We start from the raw sequence: 25,463 nt of genomic DNA on the forward strand, positions 1-25,463 counted from the left end.
AGTGAGATACAAGATGAAGAAACGAGGGGAAGGACCCATGAATTGGACTGAGATCAGTAAATCCAAACATATTGAATATGTAAGCGAGGTCATCGCTTCATCTGCATTAGACCTGAATGAACGGGATGAGCGTGGACGCACACCGCTTATGCTTTTTCTGACCAATCGTATGCCGCTGGAAGGGATTCGCTGTCTGCTTCAGGCTGAACCCGATCTGGAATTGGAAGACAAGCTGGGGGATACGGCTTTGAAGAAAGCAGTCAAGTTCAAGCAGCCCGAAGCAATACGTTTGCTGCTTGAGTATGGTGCCAGACTGGATTCTCCTCACGGCATTTTGGCGACAGCCTGGAATCTGGCAAGAAAACACAATCCGAATCTTGCTGAACTGCTGCTGGATACACCGGGAGCCGTTCGTTTGAAGCTAACGGCTGAGGAGCAGCAGATCGTAGATGATATTATATATGAGGAGTCCTCAGCCAAGGCGTGTGAACGAATCCAAACGCTGGATTCGGCAGTGCTGATCCATGCCGTGGTGAGCGGATTTAATTGGGATGACAGCCCTGAGCCGATGGTTGAAGCGGCCAAGCATCCGAATTGTGTGGATATAACCCGGCTGGATATGATTGAACTAATGGAGGCGGATTACTGGCTGGAAATGGACTTGGCAGAAGTGAACAGCAGAGTGCACGGTCCAACCTATCGACATCTTGCGGAATTTTTAACCGGGAGAAAGGGGGGAATGGATCATGACACGTGAATCGTTTTACGAGCAGGTCCGAATCGTCGAGCAGCTGCAGCAGAAGTTAAGGGCAGACCATATTGAGCACTTTTATATCACTGAGCCTTCACAATGGAAGAGCCAGCAATTGGTTCTGGCAGGCAGCTTTGACTTTACCTATTATCACAATGTAGAAATTACATTTACGGGAGTGGAGTTTATTCTATGCCCGGGGGCGATATTCAGCGTGGACCAGTTTCGGCTTGCAACCGAAGAGGAGATTGTTCAGCTACATCCAGTGATGTATGGCTATGAACGAAACGGTATCGTGTTTTGCCTGGAAAATGAATTTGAGCATCAGCGCTTTTATATCGTTGCAAAACAGATGACCTATCACTTCGGTATGGTTTATTATTATGATCGTGCGAATCTGCAAGCAGGTGAGCGGATTGCTGATTTTGTGAAACACAGAGGAAGGATTCAGGAATAGGCCGATATGGAGGAAAAAAGAGTGATACATACACAGGTCACCTTCTATGATCGCGATTCAATCCAGGATATGACCTGGCCCGATACTACAGATGCGAAATACGCTCAGGCGTATCTTGAACCGATGATGATGCATGGAACCATTGAATATATGACGAATGTTCATACGACGCTGCTTCTTGCCCGTATGAATGAGCTTGTGCTTCCGGTGACTGTTAATGAAGAAGAGTATGATAACGCATATGTCTGTTCACCTTATACTCATTACGTCACGTATGCCAAGCAGGAACTGATCATGCTCCAGAAACCGATGCTGGAAAAAGGACTTTCCATGCTGCTCGGTATCCTCGGCCGGGGCATGAAAAAAGCGAAAATCAACAAGGTTGTACATGTGAACAACTGGCTGTTATCGACCAATCTGTATCCCGCCATGACTGGCGAACAGGCCGTTTGTATTCTTGAAGCCGTCAAGCAGCGATATCCCGGGCATACGGTGATCTTTCGTTCCCTGAGTGAACGGCTGCATTCGGATATTCTCAGAGAGCTTCAGGGCTCAGGCTGCCGTTCCATACCTAGCAGGCAAATTTATCTGTATGAGGCGAGTGACCCCAACTTTGGCAATGCCAAGTCTCGGTGGCTGCTCAAGCGAGATAAAGCGCTGCTGGACAAGCATGGTTATGAGCTGATTGCCGAAGCTGAAATGACAGATGCAGACATTCCACGGATTGTGGAGCTGTACCGAATGTTATATCTGGACAAGTATTCCTACGACAATCCCCGGTTCAGCGAACGTTTTATTGCTGCAGCAAAAGCGAGCGGAGCATTAAGGATCTACGGCTTGCGCAAGCAGGGGCGAATCGATGCTGTTATGGGTTATTTTTGCCGGAACGGCATGATGACCACGCCATTGTTCGGATATGATACAGACATTCCACAATCCGTAGGCCTGTACCGCATGCTGTCGGCCTGTCTCATTGAACAAGCTCGTGACAACGGTGTTCTGCTGCATGAGAGTGCAGGTGCAGCCCAGTTCAAGCGCAATCGCGGCGCGGAAGCGGATTTCGAATATTCCGCCGTGTATGACCGCCATCTGCCGCTGCACAGACGGTGGTGCTGGGCACTGCTGGATCATCTGCTGAATCGTATAGGTGTGCCGCTGATGCGGCGCATGAAGCTGTAAGCAACGCTGCGCTGCTCCGGCCATGTGAGTACGCTCATATGTATATCTTATTCCAGATGCTCGGCAAGCTGTACCTCGAACCCGTCCGGGTCTGCAATGTAAATAAAACGCAGGCGGGAGTTGGGCTGCACAGGTCCGCGAAGCAGGGGGATATGCATTTCTGCCAGGCGCTCCATTGCGATATCGAGGTCCGCGACTTCATATCCTATAGATATGCCGGCTTCAGGTTGAAGCACCTGCTCACTTCCTTCAATTAACTCCAGCAGGGTTTCGCTATTTAGCCCCAGGCCAAGCATGGCGATCTGCCGCCCGCGGCTTTCGAATCGGCGCTGCACGAGCATACCAAGCAGATGGTGATAGAAGTGAATCGATGCGTCCAGATTACGTACGCGCAGTGTAATCCAGTTGAGTTTGGTCAACATAATGGATCTCCTTTTTGGCATGGTTGGTGTCGGTTCATGTTTATTATACGCGAAGAAAGTAGAGTAGGCTAAAATATTGAAAAAATTTACAAATATATATATGTAAGCGTTATTTCATAGAGTATAATGTAAAAAACGAGAGGAGGCATTTAATGAATACGTTTAAAAAATGGAGTTCCACCGTGCTGGCAGCAACGCTGGTTATGACTATGCTGCCTGTCCAGCAGCCTGTATTTGCACAAGAACAGCAGACAGAGCAGACATTCAACCCGGGGGCTGCAGCAACGGTCAAACAGAATGGTAGTCCGTTTAACGCCGACTTTGAGGATGGCACACTTCAAGGCTGGGTTCCTCGTATCGGCAGCGAGAAGCTGACGGTCACACAGCAGGCAGCACACCAAGGTACATACAGCATGCTGGTTACGAATCGCGAACGTTCCTATTATGGGCCGAGTTTGCCGATGAAAGATCTGTTGAAGCCCAATACAACGTATAACATATCGGTGTATGTCCGACTTACGGAGAAGCCTGCTGCAGATCAAACGATTCAACTCACAGCCTACAAGAAAAACGGGGCAGAGAGCTGGAATATGCTGGACAAGGTGACCATTCCTAAAGACGAGTGGCAGCAGTGGCATAACATTACCGCAACGTTTCAATACAGTGACAATCCGCAGGAATTGAATCTGTTTATTGAAACGCCATATGTTTCCGAAGATGCGGTAGATACCTTGTCCTTTTATGTGGATGATGTGAAGATTGAGGAAGCGGGAGAGCTGGCTATTGAGACTGATATTGCTTCTTTGCAGGACTTGTACCAGAATGAGTTCCCAATCGGGGCTGCTGTGTATCGCTGGCAGCTCGAAGGGGCATATGGGCAATTGTTATCCAAACATTTTAACAGCTTGACGGCAACGTATGAGATGAAGCCCAAATTCGTATCCCCTTCGAAGGGAGTGTATGATTTCCAGGCTTCAGATGAATATGTGCAATTTGCAGAACAGCATAATATGGGCCTGCGTGGACATGCCTTGCTGTGGCATATTGATGCAGCGGAGTGGATGTTCAAGGATGATCAGGGTAATCCCGCAAGCAGAGACCTGCTTCTCAGCCGCATTCAGAACTATGTGGATACGGTCATGAAACGATATAAAGGCAAAATATATGCCTGGGATGTTGTGAATGAAGCGATTGCGGACAGCAACGGGGATGCCAACGGGATGCGCAAAAGCCCGTTCTATGAATTGATCGGTCCGGATTATGTTGAGAAAACGTTCGAATTTGCCCGAGCCGCCGACCCGGATGCGAAATTATATTATAACGAGTATTTTACAGAGGTTCCTGAGAAAAGAGAGCATATGTACCAATTGGTGAAAAGGTTAAAGGATAAAGGATTGATTGACGGTGTAGGTCTGCAATCTCACTATAACCTGGAATCTCCTCCAATTGCCGAAATTGAGAAAACGATTAATCTGTTCGCCGGGCTCGGACTGGATATCCAGATTACCGAGCTGGATGTAGACAGCGGTATTCCTTTTGGAGAGAAGCTGCCTCAGGACGTTGCAGTGAAGCAAGCCTATCGGTATAAGGAATTGTTCGACCTGTATCAAAAGCATAGTGATGTGATATCCTCCGTGACCTTATGGGGACTGCAGGATGAGAAATCGTATAACAATCAAGCCTTCCTGTTTGACTCGGCTTTGCAATCCAAACCGGCCTATTGGGGACTGGCGGATGCATCAAGCCTTCCTGTTTTGACGAATCGGGCCGTTACATTGTCCGGAACACCAAATATCAAAGCACCCAAGCAGGATGCGGTCTGGAACAAGGCCGTTGCTACAGCCTTAAAAGGCAATTCGGGTGCAGGAGCAACGGCGTTCCGAACGCTGTGGGATAACAACAATTTGTATGTTTTAATTGATGTGCAGGACACAACGAAAAATCCGCAGGACAAGGTAGAGCTGTTTGTTGATCTCAATAATGGTAAAACTCCTGTTTATGAAGCGGATGATCGTCATATCACGATAACTCGTGCAGGTACAGCGACAGGGGCACAGCCGAATACGTATCATGTGCGAAAGGTTGCGAACGGATATCAGGTGGAGGTATCCATTCCGTGGGCTAATGCACCAGCGGTACTGTCCCGTGAAATAGGGCTGGATGTGCGGGTGACAGATGCCGGAACAGGGGGAACGAATGCACACCAGATGTTGTACTGGAATGATCGTACATTATCTCAGCATTCGGATACGAGCAAATACGGCGTCATTCAGCTGGCCAATATGCCTAAATCTGCTAAAGCTCTGCAAGGAACCGTCACGATTGATGGTGAGAAGGATGCCAAGTGGAATAAAGCTGATCCATTCCAGATTATGCCTCTCAATCCAGGCGGGGGAGCCTTTGCGGAAGCTCGTGCAATGTGGTCCGGTCAAGACCTGTATCTGTTCATTGATGTAACCGATCCGAACATTATTACAAACGCCACCGATCCGTGGGATCAGGATTCGGTTGAAATTTTCCTGGATGAGAATCATCAGCGCACTCCTTTTTACCAGTATGATGATGCCCAGTTCCGAATCAGTGCAGATAATATGGCTACTTTTGCAGGCAGCGCTTCCCCAGGACGTCTCCAAAGTGCTGTGAAGAAAACGGCGAAGGGATATCAGGTGGAGGCGAAGATCAGACTGCAATCTCTTACGCCTAAGGCAGGGGATGTTATAGGATTCGAGCTTCAGGTTAACGATAATCAAGGGAATAATAACAAAAGTACAGCAAAATGGAATGACCTGACCAATGACAGCTGGAAGAATACTTCCCAGTATGGCATTGTGACGTTCTCCAAGTAAATATAAGCGTAACAGGATACAAGATTAAGATACGATTCTAAGTGATTGAACCTCGGGCATAAGCCCCAAAAAGCTGCGAGATGATCTCGGCAGCTTTTTGGGGTTGGAAATTAACGAGCCGGCTTGTTCTATTGGATCAGATCCACAGCGCCTTGTGGCACAAAAGCATCGACACCGTTGTACACAATAACACCTTCAAGTGCTGTCTTCTTGCCGTTTACAAGTGCCACGTTTTTGTAGATTTGCAATTCAAGCCTGGTGCTGCCTTTCGTAACGACAATTTTGGGATTTTTAACATCCGTCAAATCGAGCTTGTACGCTGCACCTTTCGCTGTAAATGCCTGTTTGGCTGGTACGAACAGCTGCTTGCTCACACTGTCCAGATCGAGATCGAGTACACGGGCCATGTATTTCGCTACATCTGTGTTATCAATAACCCCGAACGGGCGGTCATTGTTAGGTGCATAAGTATACAGCACAACGTCTCCGCCTGTGTGTCCGCCGGTTGTCCAGCCGATGCCTGCACGTTTGCTGATCATTGGGCCGACAACATAGTTCAGGCTGCCCGGTTCAGCGGCTTTGATCGCAGCAATTTCTTCAGAAGTCAGGTCCGAAATGCCGTAGTACTGCTTCATCACCGCTTTGATGTTGGTGCGTTTGGCATCCAGTTTGGCTTCCACGCCCTCACCTGTCAGCTTTGCTTTTTTCAGAGGTCCGATAAAGGTAGACAATGGCTCTTTATCATACGTGCCTGTAGTCGCAGCATTGCCAATCGTGAGGCCGCCGTTCTGATGGTCGGAGACGGCAACAACAGCGGTTTGTCCGTCGGCTTTGGCAAAATCCATGGCAACCTTGACGGCATCATCAAAAGCAAGCACGTCACTGATAATGCCAATCGGGTCATTGGCATGTGCGGCCCAGTCCACTTTGCTGCCTTCAACCATCAGGAAGAAGCCTTTTTCATTTTTGGAGAGCACGTCAATGGCTTTGGAGGTCATCTGCGCAAGACTTGGCTGTTTGGCAGGATCACGGTCCATATTGTAGGACAGCCCTGCTGGAGCAAACATGCCCCACAGCTTGTTTGAAGTAGAGGCTTTCATCGCTGCAGGTGTAGTTACATAATCGTAGCCGAGCGCTTTGATGGAGGCGACAAGGTTGTCACCGTCTTTGCGTCCTGCTGGCTCCAGATATTTGCTGCCGCCGCCCAAAACAACGTCCATGCCATTGAACACCTGCTGCTTGCTGAGTGCATCATAGTTTTTACGATCAGGATAATGAGCGGAGAAGTCTGCTGGGGTGGCGTGCATAATTTCAGATGTAGCTACAATTCCAGTTGATTTGCCTGCAAGTCTGGAAGCCTCCAGCACGGAAGCAACCGGTTTCTTCTCATCACCGGCAGCAATGGCCTTTTGCCCGGGCATAGTCGCTTTATCAGGTAATACACCAACATAACCCGTATGAGATTTGTGACCTGTTGCAAAGGCAGTTCCCGCAGGGGCAGAGTCCGCAATCGGCGCATCTGCGGAATGTGTACGAACCATACCGCTTGCCATGGAATCTATGGTCAGGGATGAGCCCTTATACCAACGAGTCAGGGCGGTAGCGTCATTTGCCATACCGTCAGGAATCAGAATGATAACATTTTTAATTGGTGAACCCGAAGTCGTTGACGTACTGTCTTCCACGGCCCAGGCTGCACTACTGCCTCCCAGCGTAGCTGTAACAATGGTGGTAACCGCGAGCATCATTTTGGCTGCACGGGTACTGAAGCGATTTAACATGAACATCCTCCTAATAGACGTGTATAGTGTAGTATCCAGAACCCAGTGTATACAACAATTGCTAAATGAGAGTTAGCATTGGGTTAATTAAATGTAAAAATTACGATTAAATACAAGGGTTGACATATAAGACTTGACATATATTGCTTGACATGCAGACAAACTGGACAAAATGATGAGCACTCTTGTATGTTAAGGATTAAATCAGACATGCGGGAATAAAGTCCAATGATTGTTTTGAGGTGATAAAGGATGAATGAATGGTCAGAAGCCGTTCACTGGTGGAATACACATCAGGTGAAGCTTATGGATATTCGCCATATGGTGCTCCAGCCGGGACAAGAGCTTAAGCCTTATATTTTCCCTGCCCGAGCTTTTGTGATTATTCGTAAAGGGGAGTTCGACATTCAGTTTGGCATGCAGAGGTTCACCTCGGTACAGCCTCTTGTTTTACATGGTGACAAAGGCATGACGCTCTGTATCCGTTGTTTGCAGCAGCCAGTGGAATATGATCTGATCCTATATAAACCTCAACCGGTTCCTATTATTCGTTCCAATACGAGTAATGGTGCCAGCGATGAAGCGAGCCTTATGGAAAACGATGTCTCCCAACCACCTGCTGCATATCACTTTGCGGTCACCTACCCAATGACGCTTCTGGCTATTGTAGAAAAAATGGCAGATTCCTGGAACAGCAGCAGGGAGCTGGACCGATTGCAGGTTACGGGGCTGTTCTATCAATGGGTACATGAACAGTTTCGGCAATGGGAGATGGCGCGCCTGCACCCGGTTGAAGCACTTGATCTGGCGGAGCAGATCGAAGCCTACATCCAGGAGCACTATACACACTCGATCGCAATGGAGAATATGGCTGCTCATTTCCATTACAGCACGCATTATCTGGCACGAGTATTCAAACGGAAGTATGGCTGCAGCCCGATGGATTATATTATTCAAACACGGATCAAACGAGCTCAAACCCTGCTGGCCGAGACGGACGCTCAGATTCGTGAGGTAGCTGAGAGCGTAGGTTACAAGGATCTGTATTACTTCAGCCGCATATTTAAACGAACGACAGGAGAGACTCCGGCACAGTATAAAATGCACAGTCATCGGCTCAAAGGTTCAAATCGTACGAACAAGAGGTTGGAATCGTTCATTGCTGACGGGAATGTGCGTCGTTATATTGATAATAACGATAATCATTATCAATACGACAGATGGAGTGTGAACGATTTGAATTTTGGTTTTAAGCCTTCAATGGCTGTCAGTTTATTGTTTAGTTTGTCTTTGCTGCTTGCAGCATGCGGGGCAGGTACAGATTCCCCGTCTGCATCGGGTACAGAGCCAGCTCAGGAATCGGTTCGCACGTATACAGATGCTTCTAATCGTCAGGTTGAGATTCCAGCGAAGCCTTCCAAACCTGTAGTCATTACATATGGTGGATATCTGTTGCCGCTGGGAATGAAACCGGCTGGAGTGAATACGGAGACACTGGAGCTGTATCCAGAAGAAATGGCCGGTGTACAGGATATTGGGTCAGGCAATGGCAATGTTGAGATAATCTCAAACCTGGAGCCGGATCTGATCATCGTGCCCGACTACACCAGCAAGGAAATCGTAGGGACCTACGAGAAGATTGCCCCGACTATAACGGTTGCCTGGGGCGGAGACCCGGATGTAGTGAATACGCTCAGAACGATGGGCGATATTATGGATCGCAAGCAAGAAGCAGAACAGTGGATTACAACGTTTGAAGATAAATTGAAGAGTATTCGCAGTGAATTAAACATCAATATTAAGCCTGGAACAACAGCGATGTCATTTGTTATCTATAATAAAGAGGTTTTACTCGGCGGTGAAGGCGGTACCCTTGGCAAGCTGATTTACGAGGATTTTGGCTTTTCGATGCCTGAGCAGTATAAACAATATTCGGATGGCGGAACGGTGCTCTCTCTGGAAAAGCTGGCTGACAAACCAGCCGATTACTTCTTTACCCAGATGGAAGACGATGAGATGGATCAGATGATGGAACTGTTTGAGGAACCTGTATATCAGAGTATACCTGCGATTAAAAATAATCGAATTATCAACGTCTCTCGCAACTATTGGAACTACGGTCCATATCTGGCCGATAAGGGCCTGGACAGCTTGATCGAGCAAGTTAAAAAGCTGCAGGAGTAACATTGACGTACCGAAATTTAAGTGTGAAAAAATATTGCTAACGCTTTCATTGTGTGTTAATATCACGATAATAACAGGATTGTAACCGTATTCAGGGCAAGACCTGTTCCAGTTCAAAACCTCATTATGCTCAGGGTTGTTACGAAATTGCAGGCAAAACCTGAATTGAGGGCGGAAGACCATGTTTTAGCGCGGTCTGATTGCCTTTGATTCAGGTTTTTTTATATTCTAAATCGCCTGAGGTCATGACCGAAATTGAAGTGCTCGTACATTTTTAACCGGAAGGAGGGTCATATTTTCGTTAGGCTGTTATAGAGAAATAGAAAACTCCAAACATTGGCATACTGTGCGAAGAGTATAACGGTGCCAATGCAGTCCTTTGAATCATACACGATTAGACAGCGAGGAGAATGAACCGATGAAAAAAATGAAGCGTTCTATTGCAATAGCAGCGATCCTAAGCTTGTGTGTGTCGGGTTTTCCGGCATATGCAGCAGGTAATACAAGTTCAGTGGTGTCTCCGGCCGTAGACAAGCTGATTCAGGCAGAGCTTATTCGAGGCAACGGTCAGGGGGTAAATGCAGCCTATTTGAATAAAAAAGCGACTCGTATTCAGGCTGCTGTGCTGTACCTGCGTTTGTCGGGATTGGAAAAAGAAGCACTCGCTTATCAGGGCACAGAAACATATAAAGATGCTGCGCAAGCTGGTAAAGTGCTCGGACCGGTGGTTGGTTATTTGAAGCAGCATCCTTACTTGGCTGGGCTGGCTGCGGATACAGAACATTTTGATCCTAACGCTCCGCTGACGGCAGAAGAATACGCGGTGCTGTTGCTCAAGGTCCTTGGTTATGACTCAGGTACAGATTACAAGTCGGGAGAAGCTTCTGCGTTTGCAGCAAGCCAGGGGATCCAATCTCTTCAAGGTAAAGAAAAATCGCCACTAACCAATCGCCTGATGGCAGAAGCGACTGCACAGGCACTACAAGCCCGGCTCAAAAACGGTACAGGAACGCTGGAGCAGCTCTGGTCGAAGCATTCACAGAATGGAGCGTTCAAACCTCAGACACTGCAGCAAACCAAATACGGTGCCATTGATGGTAAAACGTATGAGCAATTCGGTACACTTGGCTGGCTGGGCGTTCCATACGCTGCACCTCCTGTAGGCGAGTTGCGCTGGAAGGCACCACAGGAGCCGAAAGCATGGACGGGTACGAGAGAGGCGAAGGAATTTGCGGCTAACAGCTTGCAAATTTCCGGTAAAAGTACAGCAGGCAGTGAAGATTCTCTATATTTGAACATCTGGCGGCCAAACACAAGCAGTACAAAACTGCCAGTTATGGTTTTCCTGCACGGCGGCGGTAACATGACAGGATCAGGCAAGGATTTTCAGGGGGAACAGCTTGCCCGGAATACCAACAGCATCATCATCTCGGTAAACTATCGCCTAGGAGCCCTTGGCTTCTTCCAGAATGCTGCGCTGAAAACAGGCAATTCGCTTGACGATTCCGGCAACTATGGTCTGCTGGATGCCTTCCGTGCATTAGCGTGGGTTCAGGATAACATTGAAGGTTTTGGTGGAGACAAAGGAAATGTTACCCTTGCCGGACAATCAGCCGGCGCGCGTGATGTGCTGGCCACACTGATCTCTCCGCTGAGTAAAGGATTGTATCAGAAAGCTATTGCTTTCAGTGGAGGCTTGACCACCGCCTCGCCTGAAGAAGGGGAGCAGAAATCCGAGGATGCCATTGTGAAAATTCTCGTGCAGGATGGCAAAGCAGCGAATGCTGACGAAGCCAAAGCATGGATCGCCAAGCAGACACCGGCACAGCTCGAAACATATCTGCGCGCACTTCCTGCGGACAAACTGGTGACTGCATTTGGCGCAACGGCCATTCGGATGCAGCCATTCCCGCATCTGTTCCGGGATGGTACAGTGATTCCAAAAGAAGGTTTTGATGCGATTAACAATGGCAAATATGCCAAAGTTCCTGTGCTGCTGGGCAGTCTGGAAACGGAATTTTCGGGATTTGCTTTCGGTGATCCGAACTTCGCACCATCCATCAATGATGGAACGCTGTTTACGGATCAGACAAAAGCAGCGCAGTATGCAGCAGCACTCCAATATGGTAGCGAAGCGTACGCAGGCTTTAATGCGGAGCGTGTAGCGGAGAAACTGACCAGCGCAGCAGGTCAGCCGCCAGTGTATGCATATCGTTTTGCGTGGGGCACACAGCCTGGAGTCATCTCGGAACGTCTGCTGACACTGCTTGGTGCGCCGCATGGTGCAGACATGGACTTCTATACTGGACATGCGGATGGAATCGCAGCTTATTTCCCGGAAGGTTACTTCAGTGATGAGAACAAGCCTGGACGTGAGCAGTTGTCTGCTGCGATGGCAGCTTACCTGAAGCAGTTCTTATATACTGGCAATCCGGGTACAGGCGGATCGGCAGCCCTTGCTGCATGGACGCCTTGGACGAAGGATACGAAGGCACCGATCATGCGTCTGGATGCCAATAACACCACGGCCGAGATTGGCATGTCCTCTCAATATAATCAGGGCAAAGAAGCCGTGATGGCGAAGATGAAAAAGGAACTGCCTGAAGATACGTATAAACTGCTGACCGAAAAAGTGTTTGCAGGTCGTTTCTTCTGGGAGTAGGTCTGAATGAACAGGTAAATATACAAGACTAGTTGAACCGTCCAGAGAGCATCATTTCTGGGCGGTTTCTGATGTAAAGGGTTGAAAGGATTAGATAAACTAAGCTAAGATTGTAGATGAGAACTATTCTCAACGATTTTAAATCTAAATCCTTTCTAGGATTACGACCTATACAGGTGAGGTGAACATCATGCGCACTGACCATGCTTTAGCAGCAGTCTATCAGCATTATTTGACGATGGAACCTTTCAGTCAGCGGGATGAACATACATATCAGCTTTCAGCCAGAGCAGGTAGCGGGCAGATCAAAAGGGTAACGACCTACAGCGGAATTGAGATTTTATTCTCACAGGTTGAATATCATCAACCGTATCCTACGTATTTTGCCTCGGAGACTCCCATCGTGGAATTACAATTTGCTTTGTCAGGGGAGCGACATGTGGATATATCCGGTCAGGATTATTCATTATCCATAGGACAAGGTGCCCTTATTTTCATGCATGATTTTGAAGCGTGGTTCCATCCTCCTGCCAATGAGCTTTACACCTCCTTTTCGCTAGGAATTCCAGTTCCCCTATTTAATTATGCTGCCTCACAGCTCAGCACGATGAATTCCATTGGTTTTAAGCAGGTTTTAGGAGATCAGGTGTTCAAGCCCATCGTTTTTCAACTGGACAGCAGAATACAATGGATGATCGACAGTCTGATAGCGGCATTGAACAACAACGACAGATCATGCTTGCTAATGGAAGCTGCGGCCTTGGAAATATTAAACCGATTTATGATTCAACTGTTTGATCTTGCGCCGATTCCAGCAGGCTTTTCCAGAGAAGATATACGAAAACTGTATCTTGCTCGAGAGATTATGGAGGCCTCTATGGTGGACCCTCCATCGTTACTGTGCTTATCCAAACAGGTCGGTCTTAATGATTTTAAGTTAAAAAAAGGGTTCAAGGCACTTTTCGGAAGCACTGTATTCGAATATTTGCGTCAAGTTAGGCTCAATCATGCCATGAAACTGCTGCTTAATCAGGGGAATAACGTTACCGAGGCAGCTGTCACGGTTGGTTATAACAATATCAGCGCATTTTCACAGCAATTTCATCGTAAATTCGGGGTCAAGCCCTCAGAGGTTAAAAAAATATATTAATAATCCGTCTTGCGATAAACTGTTCCGTATGGAGGCAGTCTGAGTTCCCCCACACCATGTATACTTCAAGTGCAGTGGATACTGTACTGAATATACAGAGGAGTGTACAAGCATGAACAGGATCAAAGGAAGTATTTTTTTTAGTGTATTTGCCGCCATGCTGGGTTTGATGCTTATTGCTCCCATTATGCCGCCGCTTATTCGTGAGCTCGGGATGAGAGAAAGTCATTCTGGACTTATTATTTCGCTGGGCTCGATTGCTATGGCTTTGATGGCTCCGGTGTGGGGCAGAACCAGTGATATGAAAGGCAGGAAGCCCGTTATATTAATTGGCTTTATCGGCATGTCCATAAGTTGTACATTATTTGCAGTGACATTGTATGGTGGATTAAATGAGTGGATTACAGGTGGAGTTCTGCTTATCTTGCTAATAGTGATGCGCAGTCTGATCGGTATGTTCATTCCGGCTGTGCTTTCCTCTGCGCAGGCATATATGGGGGATGTTACAGAGGGCAAAGAGCGGAGCAGCGGAATGGCAATCATTAGTGCAGCGAATGGGCTTGGGCTTGTATTTGGTCCTGCCATTGCAGGTGCTTTCACCATTATTGGGCTGCTGTGGCCGCTATATTTTGGCATCGTTATGGCGGTGGCTGCATTTATCATCGCCCTGTGGTTTATGCCGGCAGCTAAACCTGTCATTCAGGAGAAACCAGCAAAGGTGACTCCCTTCCAACGGGGATTAGCGGTGTACCTTGCTGCCGGTTTAGTCACGATGGTTGGCATCATGACGTTACAAGTCATTGGCGGATTTTATTTTCAGGATCAACTCGCTTTATCCCCAGCTGCTACGGCCAGAATGGTATCGTTTGGACTTATGTTTTCAGGAGCAGCAATGCTGATTATGCAGCTTATCCAGATGAAGTGGCTGAAATGGCAACCACGCTCCATGATTTTGATTGGCTCGCTGTTTCTGCTTGTAAGCATGCTTTTGTTTCTCGTCTACAACCGACTATTCGTCTATTATTTCTCATTTTTCCTGTTTGGTATAGGTTCTGGCCTGATGATGCCAGGGTTTATGGCAGGTGCTTCATTGGCAGTCAGTAAGGAGCAGCAGGGTGGAGCCGCCGGATTGGTCGCAGGAGTTCAGGGGATATCTGCAGTCATTACCCCTATACTAACCACCACGCTGTATCAGGTGGATAAACATATTCCGTTTATGCTTGTAGCCGTACTGGTGGCTATCATGAGCGTCATGCTGTGGGGGAGTAGGAATAATCAATCCCGTGAAGCAGAAAAATCCGTTTCGTCATAGTCAGAGAAAGTCAGAAATAGGATAGATGCTGACATCCTTCCATGACGGGGGACGAATATGAAAGCAGGCAGGAACATCGGTAATCGAGTTTCTGCCTGCTCTTTTGTTATACATAATCTAACTACTCTTGACTTTCCCCTGCACGGGAGACTGTATACTCACATTAAGCTTTATGGATTGGAGATGATATCTTGTTCAAAATCAGTATGTTTGCAAAGCTCAGCAAGCTCTCTCTGAAAACGCTGCGCTATTATGACCAGATCGGTATCCTCAAACCGCGTAAGGTTGATCATGATACGGGATACCGATACTATGCAGCAGATCAATTGCTTGAATTGAATCGCATTCTGATCTACAAGGAACTGGGATTTACGCTGCCGCAGATCGCGCAGCTGCTTCAGGAAGACATATCGCATGAGCAGATTCAGGGCATGTTGAGGCTGAAAAGAAGTGAGATTCAGCACATGATTGACTTGGAGCAAGCGAGGCTTGCTCGTATTGAGGAGCGCATCCAGCTTATGGAGCAGGACCGGCAATGGGAGACAGCTCAGGAGATTCGAATCAAGGCCGAGGCAGCTCAAACGTTCTTGTTCTATAACGCAAGCGGTGGAGAAGAGCGTATTCCAGAGCTGCTGTGCCACCTGGAATCGTTGCTGACCAAAGACATATGTCAATGGATTCAAGGCCCACAGGTTGTTTTATGGCGAGATATGCATGGAAAAGAGGACGAGTTCGAGTATGAAATAGGCTACTACTTAACAGGTGAACCTGCTGTTATTCCCGAGCCGTTTCAGCTGAGAAATCTGCCGCCTGAACCGGTGATGGCTTCCATGGCGTTTCATTCGCATTCGAATTTTGATGTGGCGGCTTGTGTACATTTGGCGCGATGGATCGAGAAAAACAATTATCAGATCAAGGAGAACGAATCGGGTAGAGAATTATACTTGCCTTTATCCCCTCAAGAGGATGCACAGTACATTGAAATTCAGATCCCTATTATATGCTCGTAACGAGAGGACATGAACGGAAAACATATAGAAGATGGAGTGAGAACGTTTGAACAATAAAGGCACGATTTATATTCTGGCACTGGCTGTGTTTTTGATCGGCACGATTGAATACATTATTACGGGAATCATTGAGATGATGGCTGCAGAGCTCGGCGTATCCACGGCGGAAGCAGGGATGCTCGTCACGGTATTTGCTCTTGCAGCAGCTATCGCCGCACCGATACTGATTGCTGCAACCATTAATGTAGACCGCAGGAAACTGCTGCTGCTGACTTTTGGGATTTTTATTATCAGCAATGGCATCATGATATTTGATCTCTCCTATGAAGCGATGCTCTGGATACGGATCATTCAGGGAGCAAGCGGAGGCATGACAACCGTTGTGGCCATGGCTGCAGCAACAAGGCTTGTTCAGCAGGAGAAGAGGGGCAATGCGATCGGAATTATTCTGATGGGGCTAAGCAGCTCGCTTGTGCTTGGTGTGCCCATCGGCACATTTTTCAGTGAGATGTTTGGCTGGAGATTGCTGTTTGTTGTAATCGGTATCCTGAGTATTGTTCCGTTGCTGATTATTTATCGGAAGGTTCCATCCATCCGGGAGCAAGAGAAGGTTACGATCGGCATGCAGCTCTCGATGCTGAAAAATAAAGCGGTTTTGATTGCGTTGATGATGACCCTGTTATATGTGGGTGGATATGCAACCTTGTTCACGTATATTACACCTTTTCTGCAAACGACTTCTTCCCTTTCCATGACCGAAATTAGCTTGATCTTGTTTCTGGCAGGCATTTGCAGCTTTATCGGTTCCAAACTGGGTGGACAATTGGCCGATGCCAAAGGTTCGAAATTCACCATTCTCCTCGGGCTGGTGCTGCAAGGAGTAACTCTTCTTTTATTTGCGGTGACGGGCACACATCTGATCTTGCTGATTCTCGTTTTGATGATATTTATGTTGGCGACATGGAGCATCTCTCCTGCCCAGCAATTATATCTGGTCACGCTGGCACCTCGCAGCCCGGATATTGCCCTGAGTGTGAATACGTCATTTATTCAATTTGGCTTTGCATTAGGTTCCGGTCTAGGCGGACTTGTGATTAGTCAGGCTTCTGTTCTGACATTGAACTTGGCAGGTTTTGCCGCGGTCGGTATAGCTTTCTTATTAGCTATATTACAGTTTAGGGGAGCAAGCAAAAGGCAAATAGAAGCATCTGGACAGGAGATTCATGTGTGGTGAAATACGGTAAAGCATCTAAAATTGGTCAGATAAAGTCAGAAGGTCAAAAATAGTCAAATCAAATGAAAGAACGATCTATTTTCATGTATTGAACCAGGATGGCAGATTAACGTTTGATATCGCTTTTAATCGACTTTGAACCTTTGCAGCGTCATGAATACAATAATAGATGTAAGCAACAATTAAACCCAACCACATTTAAGGAGATGATGTTCATGTTTGATCTGATTCCATTTCGCAGAAGAAATGATGACCCGTTCGGACAGATGCTGAAATCCTTCCATGACATGGTTGACACTTCATTCCTCTCTTCGTTTGGAAGCAGTATGCAACCATTCCGTACCGACATTCGCGAGGAGGATGGCAAATATCTGGTCGAAGCCGAATTGCCTGGCTTTGCCAAAGAAGACATCGATATTCAGGTGCAAGGCAATGAACTCGTCATTCGCGCTAAACGCAACGAACTGGTCGAGCAGAAGGACGACGATAATCGAATGATTCGTCAAGAACGTCGTGCAGGGGAATTTGTCCGCCGCTTCTATGTCGATCATATTGATGAGGAAAATATCAAGGCACGGCTGGAAAATGGTGTGCTGAAGCTGGACATTCCGAAACGTCCGGGTGATGAGCAGTCACGCAGACGCATTCAGATTGATTGATGAAAATGAAGCTCTACAGCATGCTGTAAAGCCAGAATTATAGCGGATTCAGAAGAGCGGTGCACGATGCATCCATTAACATTGTAGATGAAGGGTAACGTTCCGAAAATATAACGGGAAAGCAAAGGGCTTGGCATTCTATAAGAATGTTAAGCCCGTTTTCTATGTCATGCATTTTTAAACGTCAGGAACCCTTCCTTAACAGGAAATTTAACACCAGTGTTGCAGTATGCGTCTACTTTTCTGCTGCTGCCTGCATAAGATCATAGATTTTACGTGTGGTATTGACATTTCTGATGGTCATATAGGAATACATTTTGGACCCCACCAGCTTATTCATGCCACTTCTGGAGGCTTCATCTCGGCTGACCGAATACAGGAGCGCTCCAGGCGTATAAATGAGCGTTCCGATCCCCGGCTTAAGCGGCAGCTTCTCCAGAATATCGACATTGTCAATTTCATCCCACAAAAAGAGAACATCACTTTTGGCCTGATCATCGTTTGTCCAAGCGGAAGGCAGCACCTGCATGACAGATGCCATCTCCTCCATGTTCCGTAGCAGTACTTTAATCTGCAAGCCGAAATCCGCAGCAATGGCCTGTTCCAGAAGTTTGGATATTTCCATGTGGGCATCGGTTCGTTCCTGATCATCGGCAAAGATGATATTGCCGGAATTAATGTAAGTCACGACCTTCTGCATCCCGGCCTGTTCAAACGTTTCCTTGAGCTGCTTCATCCCGATTTTGTTATTGCCACCTACATTTATGCCTCGCAGCAAAGCGACGTAAATCATGGATATATCCTCCTGACCATTCCTATCTGATTAACGTATACTCGTCATAAAGATAGATATTCTATAAGGTGTTTTGTGTTTTCTTCTCCAAGCAACTCCTCTAATTTTGGCTGCACCTCAGAAAGGTATTCCGGTTTCGTCTCATAGCTTTCTTCGTCCTTTACTTCTCCTGCATATGTACGTGCACTTTCGATCAGGATGGCAAGAGCGTTAAAAAAGTCTGCCAGAGAATGAGCGACAATTTTTGCTTCTCCACCCTCAAATGCAGCATATACAGGAGAATCTGGTGCCTCTGTGTCAACGATAACCGGATCATCATTCACATTGGCGATGACAACATGATTGGGCGGCCAGGAATCCGATTCCTCGTAAGGTTCCTGCAAACCGATCCAGCGAAACCCCAGCTGTTGACGATACAGATGCTCAGGGGCCACAAAAAAGAACAGAGCCGCATCGCCAATTTCCACAGCTGCACTCTTCATTTTCAGTGTTCCTTCGGCTTTAGCATCTACCATCTCGTAGTGGGAGTACAGGTATGCAAGCTCTGGTGAAAGGGGAATTCGCTGATCCACTTCTGGCTGAACCGGAAGCACCCGAGGCCGAAGATCGTGATTTTGAAAAAGTCCGTAGGCTTCATTATATAAATCTTGTTGTTCCACAAAACGGGTTAAGGCTGCATTCAGTGATTGCATAATAAGCCTTCCTCCTAATCAGTTTGTTATGACTCATGTTAGGGTTACGAGGGGCGACTGCCTTAGCTCTGGATGCCCGACCAGAACACATTCCAGGTAATAGCCATAGCTTGCTCGTACGATTGTCTTGTTTCGTACACGAGCTGTATATCAAGGCCATCCATTAGAGTGACAAAAGCAAGTGTTGCTTCTTCCGGGCTCAGGCGTATACCCTCATGACTGGCGAACAAAGCGGTCACTTCTTTTTTTAAGGTGCCAAGATATGTTCGGTATTGAGCCAATACAAAGTCATGCACTTCCAGAGGCGCTATAAAGGACAGTACGTACATAAAGGCGACATTTGGCTGTGTAAGGAATCGGTTTTTATGTTCCAGCAAAAAGGCGTATAATTTCTGCTCCAGCGTATCTTCCGCAGTGGAATAGCCCAAAAAATCCTGTACAAACTGTTGCTCCTCCTGCACAACTTCCTCGTATACTTCCAGCAGCAAATCTTTTTTTGAAGGATAATGATAAGCCAGCGATTGTTTACGGATACCGGCTTCTTCGGCAATCTGTGCCATCTTTGTCCCTTCGTAACCGAAACGGTTAAAATGTTGGATCGCGATCTCTTTAATTCGTTTTTTACTCAATGTGTACCCCCAGTGAACGATCTTCGTACTGCCTCTGCTTTAGAGAATATACCGAATATAACAAGATGTATATCACTAAAACAGCGATAGAGATAGTATACACTACCGTGTAAGAGAATGCAGATGCCACCATGCCCAGAACCAGAGAGCCGCCGCCGATCCCGAGATCAAAAAAATTAAAGAAGGAAGCCATTGCATTTTCATGCTCATGCTCTTCTACAAGATTCACACACCAGGTTTGAATAGCAGGAAAGATGGCACCAAAGCCAAAACCGTATAATGCGCCAGCAATCAGGAAATGTACCTGGTTCTGTGCGAGAATCAGAACGAGAAGCCCTGCAATAGCGAAAACCGCCGAAGGAAGCAGCACAGACCCTGGACCGAGACGATCAAACATGGTTCCTGAGAATAGTCTGACGACAAAGCTGGCAATCGCCACAATAAAGAAAAACCAAGCAATATTACTGAAACCTCTCTCAGCAGCAAACAAGGCGACAAAAGACATGATTGAACCGGCTGCAATGCCTACCAGCAGGATGAGCAATGAAGGAAATAGTACCTTTTTCTCAATAAGTTTCACTGAGGCAATGTGAGCGATTTGAGATTCAGAGTCGAAATCTTGCTGCGGTTTTCTGGACACAAATATGGTCATCAAAAGCGCTAACAGCAAGATGCACATCCCGCCCATGAAGAGGCTTTGATAATTGTATTGAAGAAGCAGGCTGGTTCCGATTAATGGACCAATGGATATGGCGACGGTTTCTCCAACCCCGAAATACCCCATGCCTTCCCCACGCCGGCTTTTCGGCATATTTTCCGTAGCAATCGTTGCAAAATAAGTCGTTGCCAAGCCAAAACCGAATCCGTGGATTACACGTAGCACAAGAATTATTCCTATACCTGACGAAAGGTAGTATGCGCCGGTAGCTAATGCACAGATGGCGATGCCGATAATCAGGAGAAACTTTTTGTTCATCCTCGCTGCCAGACCGGAGGTGAAAGGCCGAACTAATATGGCGGAAAACATAAAAATGCCGGTTACCAGCCCGATCTGCGAAGCATCGCCTCCCAGGCTGGAAACGAATAAGGGTAAGGTCGGAAGCAACATTTCAAAGGCCATAAACAGAAGTGCGTTGGCCAGCATGATAAAGATAAATGATCTTCCCCACAGTTTCTGAGATGATCTGTCTGATGTCAGGGTATGCATGAGATTCCTCCAAAAATATTATGTTGTCGCGCGACACGATGGATTGATTTTATCTGACGATGGTCAGATTGTAAAGGCGTTTTTTTTAATTTGAAATAAATATTTCATTCGTGGGGGATTACCTGCACTCCCACCTGAAGAACAGCAGGTTACAACAGATGGTGGTGAGGAGTTTGTTATCATTCTGGCGAATAGCGGAGAGGAGCAGGCGATCAGCATTGCAGAGCGCTACCGGTCACATGTTGCATTGGCAGATTGGGGGGAATATGACGTTACGGTGAGTATTGGCGCGGCAACGGTTTCTGCAGCCGACACGGAGCAATCCTTGTTTCAACAGGCGGATGATGCATTGTATGCTTCCAAGACGGGCGGACGAAATCGGGTAACTCATGCTTCCCGTTTAGTACAGCGTTAATATCGGTCGTGCGATGAAGCATAATCACAGATGCCGTCGGAATTATTCAAAGAAAAACGGATCGGCAGACAGCCGAGCATAGGCTGTGCCTGATCCGTTTGTTTGTTGTGCAGGCAGTTTGTTACGGTCTGGGGGCCAGATAGCCATAGGCTTTGGCCAGGGAGTTGTCTCGCAGGCGATAATCTGCCTTTAAGCTGTTCACAAACGCCGGATCTGCATAGCGTGAGTGTGCATCATTGCCTGATCCTTGCTGGTACGCTGTCCAATCAGGATAGATTTTATTTTTCCATACCCAAAGGGCGTCTTCTGCCTCACCTTCAGCATAATAAATATTGTGGTCAAACACATTGTTCTCGTTGCTCGTATATTCGTTGTAGATCAGCACGCCGGATAAGCCAGCGGCAACGATGTTGTGCAAGAAGAGGTTGTTTCTGGTTTGAGACTGGATCAGAAGCTGGCCGTTGCCTGCATGTAACGTATCATTGTTAGCAATTGTATTGTACATGATTGTGCTGTTCATCGTTGCTCCTCGATTGTTGTCTAACCACCCATGGCGATACCTGTCAGTCGGTTGGCATAAATCAGGTTGTCACGAACGGTAATGTTACGGGTGGAACGTCCGGCGTGCTCGGAGGCAATTTCGATGCCGATATCGTTACGATATACCTTGTTCTGGTCAATGATATGATCTTTGCCGCCGTCAACATAGATGCCGCCGGCAGCATTGCTGTTATTCGGAAGGGGAAGACCGTAAGATGGATTTCGGCTGGATGTGATGTTATAGATGGTATTGCCGCGCACGATGCCGTTTCTGGCCTGATCATACGTATCAGAACGAAACAAAGGGACACCTCCTTCAATAACGGCCTGGAAGCTAATTATACCAGATGCGAGAGGCTGTAATTTGCTAGACCCCAGATTTGAATGGCAGAATAAGCCATGTTATGCTTTAGAAAAATGATGGACATGGGAGAGGTGTTTGCAAAAAATGAACAGGTTATCTGCTAACGAATGGATTGACCGCGAGAATCATGCCTGGCAGGAGCTCAAGGAGCTTCTCGATCAGGGAGAAAATACATATACCTACGTCCCTGCACAGCCCGAACGGGGAGAGGATGCGCTGCGCAGGCTGCAGGTGAGCACACGCTCCTATCTGGGAGCGGTGGCATATGAGACGCAGGGCATTGTGGTAGATCATGGCTGGATTACGCTGCTGGGTGCCGGCGATGAACATGGACATGGCAGCTTGACCCGCTGGAATGGCTTGAGTGATGAGCCTGAGGTACAAGCGCTCGCGGGTATGATGGTTGTTGCTTACGATGTGGCAGGTGGCTTCTTTGCGCTAGACGCTGGCAAGTATGGAGGCACGGGCCAGATTTATTATTTTGCTCCTGATGCACTCGAATGGGAAGCGACAGACCTGTCCTATTCGGAGTTTATGACCTGGCTGGCCGAGGGAGATTTGCAGCTGTTTTACGAAACGTTTCGCTGGAAAGGCTGGCGGGAGGATACGGCGCAGCTGGGAGCTGGCCAGGTGTTTGCCTATTATCCCCCGCTGTGGACGAAGGAAGGCGGCGGAGAGAGCAGAAGCAAAGCGCCGATTCATATCGCTGAAGCCTGGAAAACTGTGCTGGAAGCCAAGTGACATGAAGACGGAGTCCGTGGAGTAGGAAGGTCGAGCGGTTACAAGTTAATGATCAACCTGGTGGCCCGAAGGAGGAGTGGATTGACATGAATGATGCAGATGTAATGGTGACCCGCATTCAGCAGCATTACGGTATTATTTTTCCACAAGATTATCTGGAGTTTATACATCTTCATGATGGTGTGTCTTTTGATCTGATGCAGGGTACGGAGGTGGAGGATTGGGATATTCGTTTTCATGCGCTGGATAATCAGTTTATTGTCAATAATGCTGAGCTGGTGGATGAAGTTAATCCTGATCCTCAGCGGATTATTCCGATCGCGTGGAGTGTAAGCAGCGGCAACAATTACTTGCTGGATTTTCGTCAGAACGAAGAGAGGCCCCCTGTGCTCTTGATGGAACATGAGATGGCCATGGTGCGTGAGGACGCCGAAAGTGAAGCGGAGACGAGTGAAGAAGCACAGCAGTTGATGGAGGAAAATGTACAGCCGATTGCTGCGCATTTCGGGGCATTTGCTGCGCTTCTCCAGCCCAGGTACTCGCTGGAATAACGCTTGAATCAACATTAGACCAAAGGCTCGCAAACAGATGCGAGCCTTTGGCAGTATATTTCATTTACATTAACGTGCAGATGATGCGGAATGCACCTCTCGCCGGGCCTGGGAAGCAGCTCTGATATGCCATATGGTGAGTGCAAGCGAAACGGCACATATGAATAACAGGCAGCCGTATACCACATGGTAGGCTTGTTCTACCGGGACGCCGGGTATGCCATGCAGTAACATTCCACACACAGCAACCGATACCGAACCGCCGAAGAACTGAATCAGCTGCAGCAGTCCCATGCCTGAACCGATCTGATGTTTGGGCAGTATACGTGAGGCTTCGTTGTTCAGGGAGGCCATAGATGCCGACAGTGCTGGAGAGAAGAATACATAACCGCCAGTGATGATCAGGGCCGACTGGTCAAGTCCAAGCATGAACAACAGGAGCACTGCAGCGAGCAGGCTTTGTCCGATCAGCATAAAACGCATATTGCCATAACGATCAATCCAGCGACCGACATAACGAGTGCAGAAGGCGGATATGAGCGCGCCAGGAGCGATCAGCAAGCCGATTGAAAGGGCAGAACGATGATACAGATCAGCAAGCACTAACGGCATGAGAAACAGGTTGCCGAGATTAACGACCAGCACACAGAAGCCAATGAGAATAAGGCGGGTGAAGCCTGGTGTTCGAAAGACATGCGGATTCACAAAAGGAAGACTTGCCTTGCGAATATACAGCATATGTGCCCCCAGAGAAACGACGCCTACCGTCAGCCATATCCATGAACGCTGTGTAATCGCCACCAGCAGGGTGGTTGCATTGATTATGGTGAGCATGGCACCAGTCAGGTCGAAGGGATTTTCACGGTTGACGGGTTCTCGTGGCAGAAAATAAAGCAATACTGGCAGGGCAAGCAGCACCAGTATAGTAATGGCAAACAGCCCGTTCCAGCCCCAATACTCACTGATCAGTCCGCCCACAATGGGGCCAAGTCCAAAAGCCATTGCACTGCCTGATGAGATAAGCGCCAGTGCGGCACCGCGTCGTTCAATCGGGATGTACCGGCTTGCAATGACCAGTCCGAGCCCCGCCATCACACCTGCACCTGCGGATTGCAAAATACGTGTTGTGAGCAGCAAGGCAAAGTTGTGTGCGAACAAACCCAGCAAGGATGAGCAGCCAAGAATCAGTAAACCTGCCGTCACCAGCCTGCGAATTGGAAAACGGTCGGACAGACGGCTGTAGATCACGGTCGATAAAGCATATCCGATGGAATAACTGGAGATGACCCAGGACCCCAGGTCGGATGTGATCTTCAGATCGCGAATAATAACCGGCAGCGACACATTAAACATGGTGGTATTCATCACCACGATAAACAAGCAGCAGGTCCAGAGCGGCATGACAATTTTATCTTTCACGTAACCATTCCTGTCTGTATATAGGGTAATCATGATTAAAATGAATTTCAGTTGTGTTCGGGCATATAAAATCGCCACAAAGCAATAGTTTATTTTACACTTCAATTGCTTATATGGCAATAATGTCATATTTTTTGACGGGAATAATCAGGAAATATACCCATATGGAAGAGTAAATAACGTTAAGCGAAGATTGGTTAGCCGATCACGAAATTCAATGTATTTTACACAGGGGGATAACGTACAATGGACAATAAATTCCGAGTTACTGTGGCTCTTTTTCTACTCCTGATCACGGTTCTACTGACGCTGAATTACATGGAGATGAGGGAGAGCAACCGATTGCAGCAAAAAATTATCGAGAACCTGTACAATGGTAATTAAATCATCCTACATCTCGACTGGAAACTAAATCCATATTTCGAAAATGAAACTGTGTGCGCCATCACACTTGAGCCTGCCCAT

General features: G+C 47.4%; 24 protein-coding genes. 15 read left to right on the plus strand and 9 right to left on the minus strand.

What is annotated here, in order from left to right; genetic code table 11:
• Positions 1–37 precede the first annotated feature (37 nt).
• Genes HNR77_RS06700 through HNR77_RS06710 form a run of 3 tightly spaced genes read left to right on the plus strand, consistent with a single transcriptional unit; the run spans position 38 to position 2,387 of the window.
• Complete coding sequence (locus HNR77_RS06700) at positions 38–757, plus strand: DUF4274 domain-containing protein (RefSeq protein WP_184181971.1); 720 nt, start codon at positions 38–40, stop codon at positions 755–757.
• Positions 747–1,208, plus strand: coding sequence for a hypothetical protein (locus HNR77_RS06705; protein WP_184181973.1), 462 nt, complete (start codon positions 747–749; stop codon positions 1,206–1,208). Before HNR77_RS06700 ends, HNR77_RS06705 begins: the two co-directional genes overlap by 11 nt.
• A 21-nt stretch (positions 1,209–1,229) precedes the next feature.
• Positions 1,230–2,387, plus strand: coding sequence for a GNAT family N-acetyltransferase (locus HNR77_RS06710; RefSeq protein ID WP_311768587.1), 1,158 nt, complete (start codon positions 1,230–1,232; stop codon positions 2,385–2,387).
• A gap of 47 nt (positions 2,388–2,434) precedes the next feature.
• On the opposite strand, the gene HNR77_RS06715 is transcribed toward HNR77_RS06710, so the two are convergent.
• Complete coding sequence (locus HNR77_RS06715; RefSeq protein ID WP_184181977.1) at positions 2,435–2,809, minus strand: VOC family protein; 375 nt, start codon at positions 2,807–2,809, stop codon at positions 2,435–2,437.
• 152 nt (positions 2,810–2,961) lie between these two features.
• On the opposite strand from HNR77_RS06715, the gene HNR77_RS06720 reads away from it, so the two are divergent.
• Complete coding sequence (locus tag HNR77_RS06720; RefSeq protein WP_184181979.1) at positions 2,962–5,655, plus strand: endo-1,4-beta-xylanase; 2,694 nt, start codon at positions 2,962–2,964, stop codon at positions 5,653–5,655.
• Positions 5,656–5,783: 128 nt separating this feature from the next.
• Here the strand turns inward: HNR77_RS06720 and HNR77_RS06725 are convergent, their stop codons facing one another.
• A complete protein-coding gene (locus HNR77_RS06725; RefSeq protein ID WP_184181981.1) occupies positions 5,784–7,436 on the minus strand; it encodes an alkaline phosphatase in 1,653 nt (550 codons plus the stop codon).
• Between the two features lie 252 nt (positions 7,437–7,688).
• Here HNR77_RS06725 and HNR77_RS06730 point away from each other — a divergent pair, with 252 nt between their 5' ends.
• The 7 genes from HNR77_RS06730 (at position 7,689) to HNR77_RS06760 (ending at position 17,647) form a co-directional block, all read left to right on the plus strand.
• Positions 7,689–9,620: an AraC family transcriptional regulator gene (locus tag HNR77_RS06730; protein WP_184181983.1), complete on the plus strand. Its 1,932-nt coding sequence runs from the start codon at positions 7,689–7,691 to the stop codon at positions 9,618–9,620.
• A 418-nt stretch (positions 9,621–10,038) separates the two neighbouring features.
• Positions 10,039–12,282 carry a carboxylesterase/lipase family protein gene (locus HNR77_RS06735; RefSeq protein ID WP_184181985.1) on the plus strand — a complete coding sequence of 748 codons (2,244 nt, stop codon included), beginning with the start codon at positions 10,039–10,041 and terminating at the stop codon, positions 12,280–12,282.
• A 190-nt stretch (positions 12,283–12,472) separates the two neighbouring features.
• Positions 12,473–13,432, plus strand: a complete 960-nt coding sequence (locus tag HNR77_RS06740; protein ID WP_184181987.1) for a helix-turn-helix transcriptional regulator — start codon at positions 12,473–12,475, stop codon at positions 13,430–13,432.
• A gap of 112 nt (positions 13,433–13,544) precedes the next feature.
• Entirely contained in the window at positions 13,545–14,744 is a 1,200-nt protein-coding gene (locus HNR77_RS06745) for an MFS transporter (protein WP_184181989.1), read from the plus strand.
• A 191-nt stretch (positions 14,745–14,935) separates the two neighbouring features.
• The gene (locus HNR77_RS06750) at positions 14,936–15,754 is read left to right on the plus strand and encodes a MerR family transcriptional regulator (RefSeq protein WP_184181991.1); all 819 of its coding nucleotides are present in this window, start codon (positions 14,936–14,938) and stop codon (positions 15,752–15,754) included.
• A 46-nt stretch (positions 15,755–15,800) separates the two neighbouring features.
• Positions 15,801–16,988: an MFS transporter gene (locus tag HNR77_RS06755; protein ID WP_184181993.1), complete on the plus strand. Its 1,188-nt coding sequence runs from the start codon at positions 15,801–15,803 to the stop codon at positions 16,986–16,988.
• Positions 16,989–17,203: 215 nt separating this feature from the next.
• A complete protein-coding gene (locus tag HNR77_RS06760) occupies positions 17,204–17,647 on the plus strand; it encodes an Hsp20/alpha crystallin family protein (protein WP_184181995.1) in 444 nt (147 codons plus the stop codon).
• A 235-nt stretch (positions 17,648–17,882) separates the two neighbouring features.
• Here HNR77_RS06760 and HNR77_RS06765 read toward each other — a convergent pair whose 3' ends face one another.
• From HNR77_RS06765 to HNR77_RS06780, 4 genes are all read right to left on the minus strand, one after another.
• Entirely contained in the window at positions 17,883–18,440 is a 558-nt protein-coding gene (locus HNR77_RS06765) for a DUF1697 domain-containing protein (RefSeq protein ID WP_184181997.1), read from the minus strand.
• Positions 18,441–18,484: 44 nt separating this feature from the next.
• Positions 18,485–19,132 (minus strand): hypothetical protein, encoded by a 648-nt coding sequence (locus HNR77_RS06770; RefSeq protein WP_184181998.1) that lies wholly within the window; start codon positions 19,130–19,132, stop codon positions 18,485–18,487.
• Positions 19,133–19,194: 62 nt separating this feature from the next.
• Entirely contained in the window at positions 19,195–19,761 is a 567-nt protein-coding gene (locus tag HNR77_RS06775; protein ID WP_184182000.1) for a TetR/AcrR family transcriptional regulator, read from the minus strand.
• On the minus strand, positions 19,754–20,968 hold the full coding sequence (locus tag HNR77_RS06780) for an MFS transporter (protein ID WP_184182002.1): 1,215 nt from the start codon (positions 20,966–20,968) through the stop codon (positions 19,754–19,756). The genes HNR77_RS06775 and HNR77_RS06780 overlap by 8 nt, the downstream gene beginning before the upstream one ends.
• Positions 20,969–21,074: 106 nt before the next feature.
• On the opposite strand from HNR77_RS06780, the gene HNR77_RS06785 reads away from it, so the two are divergent.
• Positions 21,075–21,383 (plus strand): GGDEF domain-containing protein, encoded by a 309-nt coding sequence (locus tag HNR77_RS06785; protein ID WP_184182388.1) that lies wholly within the window; start codon positions 21,075–21,077, stop codon positions 21,381–21,383.
• A gap of 121 nt (positions 21,384–21,504) precedes the next feature.
• Here the strand turns inward: HNR77_RS06785 and HNR77_RS30190 are convergent, their stop codons facing one another.
• A complete protein-coding gene (locus HNR77_RS30190) occupies positions 21,505–21,903 on the minus strand; it encodes a hypothetical protein (protein ID WP_260410369.1) in 399 nt (132 codons plus the stop codon).
• Positions 21,904–21,923: 20 nt separating this feature from the next.
• Positions 21,924–22,226, minus strand: a complete 303-nt coding sequence (locus HNR77_RS30195) for a right-handed parallel beta-helix repeat-containing protein (RefSeq protein ID WP_260410370.1) — start codon at positions 22,224–22,226, stop codon at positions 21,924–21,926.
• Between the two features lie 145 nt (positions 22,227–22,371).
• On the opposite strand from HNR77_RS30195, the gene HNR77_RS06795 reads away from it, so the two are divergent.
• Together HNR77_RS06795 and HNR77_RS06800 are read left to right on the plus strand one after the other, a co-directional pair.
• A complete protein-coding gene (locus HNR77_RS06795; protein WP_184182004.1) occupies positions 22,372–23,028 on the plus strand; it encodes a DUF2625 family protein in 657 nt (218 codons plus the stop codon).
• Between the two features lie 86 nt (positions 23,029–23,114).
• Entirely contained in the window at positions 23,115–23,579 is a 465-nt protein-coding gene (locus HNR77_RS06800) for an SMI1/KNR4 family protein (RefSeq protein WP_260410371.1), read from the plus strand.
• Between the two features lie 69 nt (positions 23,580–23,648).
• Here HNR77_RS06800 and HNR77_RS06805 read toward each other — a convergent pair whose 3' ends face one another.
• Positions 23,649–24,998 (minus strand): MFS transporter, encoded by a 1,350-nt coding sequence (locus HNR77_RS06805; protein ID WP_184182006.1) that lies wholly within the window; start codon positions 24,996–24,998, stop codon positions 23,649–23,651.
• Between the two features lie 246 nt (positions 24,999–25,244).
• Here HNR77_RS06805 and HNR77_RS06810 point away from each other — a divergent pair, with 246 nt between their 5' ends.
• Positions 25,245–25,382 (plus strand): hypothetical protein, encoded by a 138-nt coding sequence (locus tag HNR77_RS06810; RefSeq protein ID WP_184182008.1) that lies wholly within the window; start codon positions 25,245–25,247, stop codon positions 25,380–25,382.
• Positions 25,383–25,463 lie beyond the last annotated feature (81 nt).

It is taken from the genome of Paenibacillus sp. JGP012 (assembly GCF_014203995.1).
GTDB classification, from domain to species: Bacteria; Bacillota; Bacilli; order Paenibacillales; family Paenibacillaceae; genus Paenibacillus; species Paenibacillus silvae.